The 5,709-nt window shown below is 54.7% G+C and carries 4 protein-coding genes; 3 read left to right on the forward strand and 1 reads right to left on the reverse strand.

Annotated elements, in window-relative coordinates; genetic code table 11:
• Window positions 1–233 (reverse strand): hypothetical protein (locus Q0520_RS02590; RefSeq protein WP_298666210.1); only part of this gene is annotated, 233 nt, incomplete at its 3' end.
• Window positions 234–841: 608 nt separating this feature from the next.
• Here Q0520_RS02590 and Q0520_RS02595 point away from each other — a divergent pair.
• The 3 genes from Q0520_RS02595 to Q0520_RS02605 all read left to right on the forward strand — a co-directional run.
• A complete protein-coding gene (locus Q0520_RS02595) occupies window positions 842–1,123 on the forward strand; it encodes a hypothetical protein (RefSeq protein WP_298666213.1) in 282 nt (93 codons plus the stop codon).
• A 744-nt stretch (window positions 1,124–1,867) separates the two neighbouring features.
• Window positions 1,868–5,383, forward strand: a complete 3,516-nt coding sequence (locus Q0520_RS02600; protein ID WP_298666216.1) for a helicase-related protein — start codon at window positions 1,868–1,870, stop codon at window positions 5,381–5,383.
• Window positions 5,384–5,397: 14 nt separating this feature from the next.
• The coding region (locus Q0520_RS02605; protein WP_298666219.1) for a DUF1156 domain-containing protein at window positions 5,398–5,709 on the forward strand (312 nt) is incomplete at its 3' end.

The raw sequence follows: 5,709 nt of genomic DNA on the forward strand, positions 1-5,709 counted from the left end.
TATGACGTCGCCTTCACACGGCGGAGGTCCTGAGTTCGAATCTCAGCGGGCCCATCTTCTTTTTGCGATATTGTGATTAATACAGGCCCAATCTTCGATTGCGCAGATAAAACAAGTCTGTCGATAAAACGGGACGCATTCGTTACAGATTCATGCAGAAAATTGATCGCTTCTTCTGACAAGGTGAAAGTGCATCTTTTGCGTTTACGCTCATAAATCTCTTCTTTCGCCATTTTTTCTTTTATCCTCTTTCTGTTCTACTGTTCATACATTTACATATCTGTTCATACAGTTTCGGATGTCCTAACATCTCGTGCAGCGCGGGCCGGATAAAGAGGTGGGAACACAACACGGCGTATTCTCAGCCAAGATTCGTGAGTAGGTAATTTCCCGTATTATCTACTAAGGGATAGGAAGAAGGCGAATATTTCATTCCCTTACCAATCCATGCCTACGCTAATGATCAATCCCGCTTCGCTGCCATAATCCCAGACCATATGCATATTTTCGCCTTTTTCGATCTCTTTCAGGCGTTTCCAATCTTTTTTCGACGCATTTTTCCCTGTATTCTTTCAGCAAACGAGATTTTCCACTTGATTAATCGTCAGATCGCAATCAAAAGATTACATTGTCTATTTTATTACAGACATATGTCAGAAAGGAATTTTTATTTCCAATTTCAGATCAAATGGGATATGTACTACACCAAATACAATATACTCGACATATAATAGTGCCATAGATTGCACAAAACATTCCCATTCACGATAATAGAGCAGTACTGAGTTATTACCTCCAAGATAGTTCATAATGTGCTTCTTGCAAAGAGGAGAGAAAAAGGATGAGCCCAGATAAATACAACCGGCAAGTGACATTAGTGTGCCCCACATGTGGTGGCAACCAGTTCGAGACAATAGATGACGTTGAAAAATCAACGGCAATAGTCAAATGTATTTCTTGTAATCGAGAGTTCACAAAGGATGAGTTGATTCGAGAGAATCGCGAAAATATTGACGAAAATATTTCAGAAATTAAGAGGCAAGCCGTGGAAGATGCCAGAAAGGAACTGAAAGAGACACTTAAAAAAGCATTTAAGGGCAATAAAAATATAACAATTAAATGAAGGACATTATAATCAGATCCATTTATACCATCATTTTTTTGAATACGGCAGTAATAAGTTTTCTTGCACGGCGAAGATCTCCAGTTCGAACCCACAAATATACAGTCCCTGTTTTGAGCGCTGATTTTGACATCGGAAATAAAAAAGGAAAAATATATAATTTGACAATAATGATCAACGTATCGGTAAAACGGGACGGATTTATGATAGATTCGTGCAGAAATACATGTGCCTTCTGAGGCACCATGAAAGGGCATTTTACATATTATATTTATATGTCTTCGATTTCTCAATTTTATCATCTTTATTTGTCTTTTTTACGGTACAGACAGTTTTGTATCTGTCCATACAGTTTTGGATACCTAACAGAGAGGAAGGTGTCTGGAGATACAGTTCTCCTTCCATTTCTCCAAATTTCTCCTTCACAACAGGAGAAAAAAAGGAGAAGAGAATAGAAGAGAAGAGAAAACCCAGGAGAAGATCAGGAGAATTCTCCTCATTTCTCCTTATTCTCCTAATAGATCGAAGGCAACATACACCAATTTATGGAGATTAAAAGCACAATAAAAATCGAAACTTTAATCAGAGCCCTAAAATACAGTGAATCTCAGGAGACGGAAATCCACACGGCAAATGAATAGGAAGCCCTCATTATTCTGCCCTCTCGCCTGAAATGGCGAGGATTTCAGCCCCCGCCCCGGATCGAATGTCTGGAGCACCGCACAATCGGAGATGTAGTAGCCCATGCTTAGACTGGAAGACATCAAAAAGGATGCAGCCGTCAACGGGATCGAACCGGGCCAGATCGTGCGTATTGTCACAACCGATCCGGTCGGTGAAAGCGCGCTGACGGTCTATTACAAGACTGCCGACGGGCAGGTGAAGGAGCAGATGCTCTTCCGCTCCAGTGAGCCCTCCCTCTCCCTTGCGAAGGCGGGCAGGCCGTGGGCGTTCGACGCACCCGGCGAGGAGTTCAAGCTGGCTGCAGAGGCATACCGGATCGATCTCGCCTACCTCTTCGATCCGATGATGGCGGTGCACACCTCGAACGTCGAGCCCCTCCCTCATCAGATCACGGCGGTCTATGAGTCGATGCTCCCCAAGCAACCGTTGCGTTTTGTCCTGGCGGACGATCCCGGTGCAGGCAAGACGATCATGGCAGGGCTTCTGATCCGCGAACTCCTGATGCGGGCCGATGCAGAGAGGATCCTGATCGTCGCTCCCGGCAGTCTCGTGGAGCAGTGGCAGGACGAGATGTATGAGAAGTTCGGGCTGGAGTTCACCATCTTTACCCGGGATCTTGCCGAGCAGTCGCTGAGCGGCAACCCGTTTGACGACCATCCCCTGATGATCGCCCGTCTCGATCAGCTCTCCCGGAACGAAGACCTGCAGGAGAAACTCAGCCATACACAGTGGGATCTCGTGGTGGTGGACGAGGCCCACAAGATGTCGGCGACGTACTACGGATCGAAGGTAAACAAGACCCAGAGGTTCAGGCTGGGAGAACTGCTCGGTGCTCATACCCGTCACCTCCTTCTGATGACGGCGACACCGCACAATGGAAAGGAAGAGGACTTCCAGCTCTTCCTCTCCCTGCTTGACTCGGATCGGTTCTACGGGAAGTTCAGGGACGGCGCCCACAAGGTGGATGTCTCGGACCTGATGCGCCGGATGGTGAAGGAGGATCTCCTGAAGTTCGACGGGACACCTCTTTTCCCGGAGCGGATCGCCGAATCTGTCAATTACACACTCTCTGATGCGGAGGCCGCCCTCTACCAGGAGGTCACGCAGTACGTACGGGAGGAGATGAACAAGGCCGACCGGATCGAGAACAACCAGCGGAAAGGGACGGTCGGGTTCGCCCTCACCGGGTTGCAGCGGCGGCTGGCGTCGAGTCCAGAGGCAATCTATCAGTCTCTGAAGCGCCGCAAAGAGAGGCTGAAGCGCCGCGTCGAAGAGGTGAAGATCGGTGCACGCGGCCGGGCGGTCGCCGAGACGCTCTTTGACGTGCGGGCGAACGGTGACGCCTGGGATGCCGACGAGGAGATGGCGGCCGACGAGTACGAGGAGTACGAGGCGCAGATCGTCGATCAGGCCACCGCTTCACAGACTATCCACGAACTGGAGGCAGAGATCCGGATCCTCGAAGGGCTGGAGGAGAAGGCCCGGCAGGTCGTCAGGTCTGGACATGACCGGAAGTGGGAGGAACTCTCCCGGCTCCTGCAGGAAACGCCGCAGATGCATGAGGAGGGAGGACGGCAGCAGAAGCTGATCATCTTCACCGAGTACAAGGACACCCTCCATTATCTGGCGACCAGGATCCGCGGGCTGCTCGGATCCGAAGAAGCGGTGGTCACCATCGACGGCGGCGACCGCCGGGAGGAGCGGCGGAAGAAGCAGGAGATGTTCAGGAGCGATCCGACGGTGCGGATCCTCGTCGCCACCGATGCGGCCGGCGAGGGCGTGAACCTCCAGAACGCCCACCTGATGATCAATTACGACCTGCCGTGGAATCCCAACAGGCTGGAGCAGAGATTCGGCCGGATCCACCGTATCGGGCAGACCGAGGTCTGCCGGCTCTGGAATCTGGTTGCGGCCGAGACAAGAGAGGGCGATGTCTATCAGCGGTTGCTCCAGAAACTGGAAATCGAACGGAAGGCACTCGGGGGGCGGGTCTTCGACATCCTCGGCAAAGTCTTCGAAGACCGGAGCCTCCGCGACCTTCTGATCGAGGCGATCAGGTACGGCGACGATCCGGAGGTACGGGCAAAACTCCTGCAGCGGGTGGAAGGCGCCCTCGACACCGAGCATCTGCGTGAGATCATGCGGCAGAACGCCCTCTGCGAAGAGGTGATGGATGAAGGGCGGTTGTTCGCGATCCGTGCCGAGATGGAGAAGGCGGAAGCGAGGAAACTTCAGCCGTACTTTATCAGGGCGTTCTTCTCCCGCGCTTTCGAGGAGTTCGGCGGAGACCTCAGGCCTCGTGAGCCCGGACGATGGGAGATCACCCATGTGCCGGCGGCGATCCGCGAGCGCGACCGGCAGATCGCAGGGCGTGACCGGCGGTATATGCAGCCGGTGATGAAACGCTACGAGCGGGTCTGTTTTGAGAAGGAGTATGTCAGGTTGCTCGACCGCGTGGGGGCACCGATGGCGGCGTTGATCCACCCGGGTCATCCGTTGATGCAGGCGGTGACTGATCTGGTGCTGGAAGCGCACCGGCCGAAGCTGCGGCAGGGGGCGGTGCTGGTCGATCCGAATGATGCCGGCACGACGCCGCGGGTGCTCTTCATCATCGACCACTCAGTAAGGGACGGAAACGACGAGCACCGCACGGTCTCGCGGCGTATGCAGTTTGTGGCGATCGACGCCGAGGGTCGGGCTGAGAATGCGGGATGGGCGCCCCACCTCGACCTTCAGCCGATCGGCGAGGAGGAGAGGGGGCTCGTTGCAGACATCCTCGCTTCCCCGTGGATCAACAACGACCTCGAAAGGGAGGCCCTCGCCTATGCCACAGAGAGGCTCGTGCCAGCGCACTTCAACGAGGTGAAGGAGCGGCGGGAGCGGACGGCCGACAGGACTCTGGCGGCGGTGCAGGCACGCCTGGTGAAGGAGATCAACTTCTGGTCTGACCGTTATCTGAGGCTTCAGGACGATCAGCGGGCCGGGAAGGACGTCCGCCTCAACCTTGAGAATGCCCGCAGGACACTGGACGACCTCACGGTGCGGCTGGAACGGCGGAAACGCGAACTGGCGGCGATGCGGCACGTTATCTCAGCGACGCCAGTGGTCGCCGGCGGTGCGCTGGTGATCCCGGCCGGGTTGCTTGCGGCACGCCGGGGCGAGGAGACGGGCGTCGATGCCGCCGCCAGGGCGCATGTGGAGGCGGTGGCGATGAAGGCGGTGATGGACGCCGAACGCACCCTCGGCCATGAGGTGGAAGATGTCTCGGCCGAGAAGTGTGGCTGGGATGTCACCGCCTACCTGCCGAAGACAGACGGAAATGTGCCGATGACGCGCCATATCGAGGTGAAAGGTCGGGCGAAAGGCCAGACCACCGTCACCGTGTCGCGCAACGAGATCCTCTATGGTCTCAATCAGGCTGACAAGTTCATCCTCGCCATCGTATTGGTAGACAGCGATGGATACGAAGGGCCATTCTACATCAGAGAACCATTCGACCATGAACCGGGCTGGGCGGTGACGAGCGAGAACCTCAACCTCGCCGCCCTCCTCGACCGGGCAGAACGACCACAGTAATGCAGGGATTTTCTATGGATACCACTGTCAAAATACCAAAGAAACTGATCGAGGTGGCGCTGCCCCTCGACGAGATCAATGCCGCTTCAAAGCGGGAGAAGTCAATCCGCCACGGCCACCCCTCCACCCTCCACCTCTGGTGGGCGCGGCGGCCGCTGGCAGCGGCGCGTGCGGTGCTGTTCGCGCAGATGGTGAACGACCCCGGCTATGAGCGGGAGCTCGGCCGGGGCGTGAACAAAGAGAAGGCCGACGCCGAGAGGAAGCGCCTCTTCGAGATCATAAAGAAACTCGTCCTCTGGGAGAACACCAACAACGAGGCGGTGCTC

Source organism: uncultured Methanofollis sp. (assembly GCF_937919355.1).
In the GTDB taxonomy this organism is placed as follows: Archaea; Halobacteriota; Methanomicrobia; order Methanomicrobiales; family Methanofollaceae; genus Methanofollis.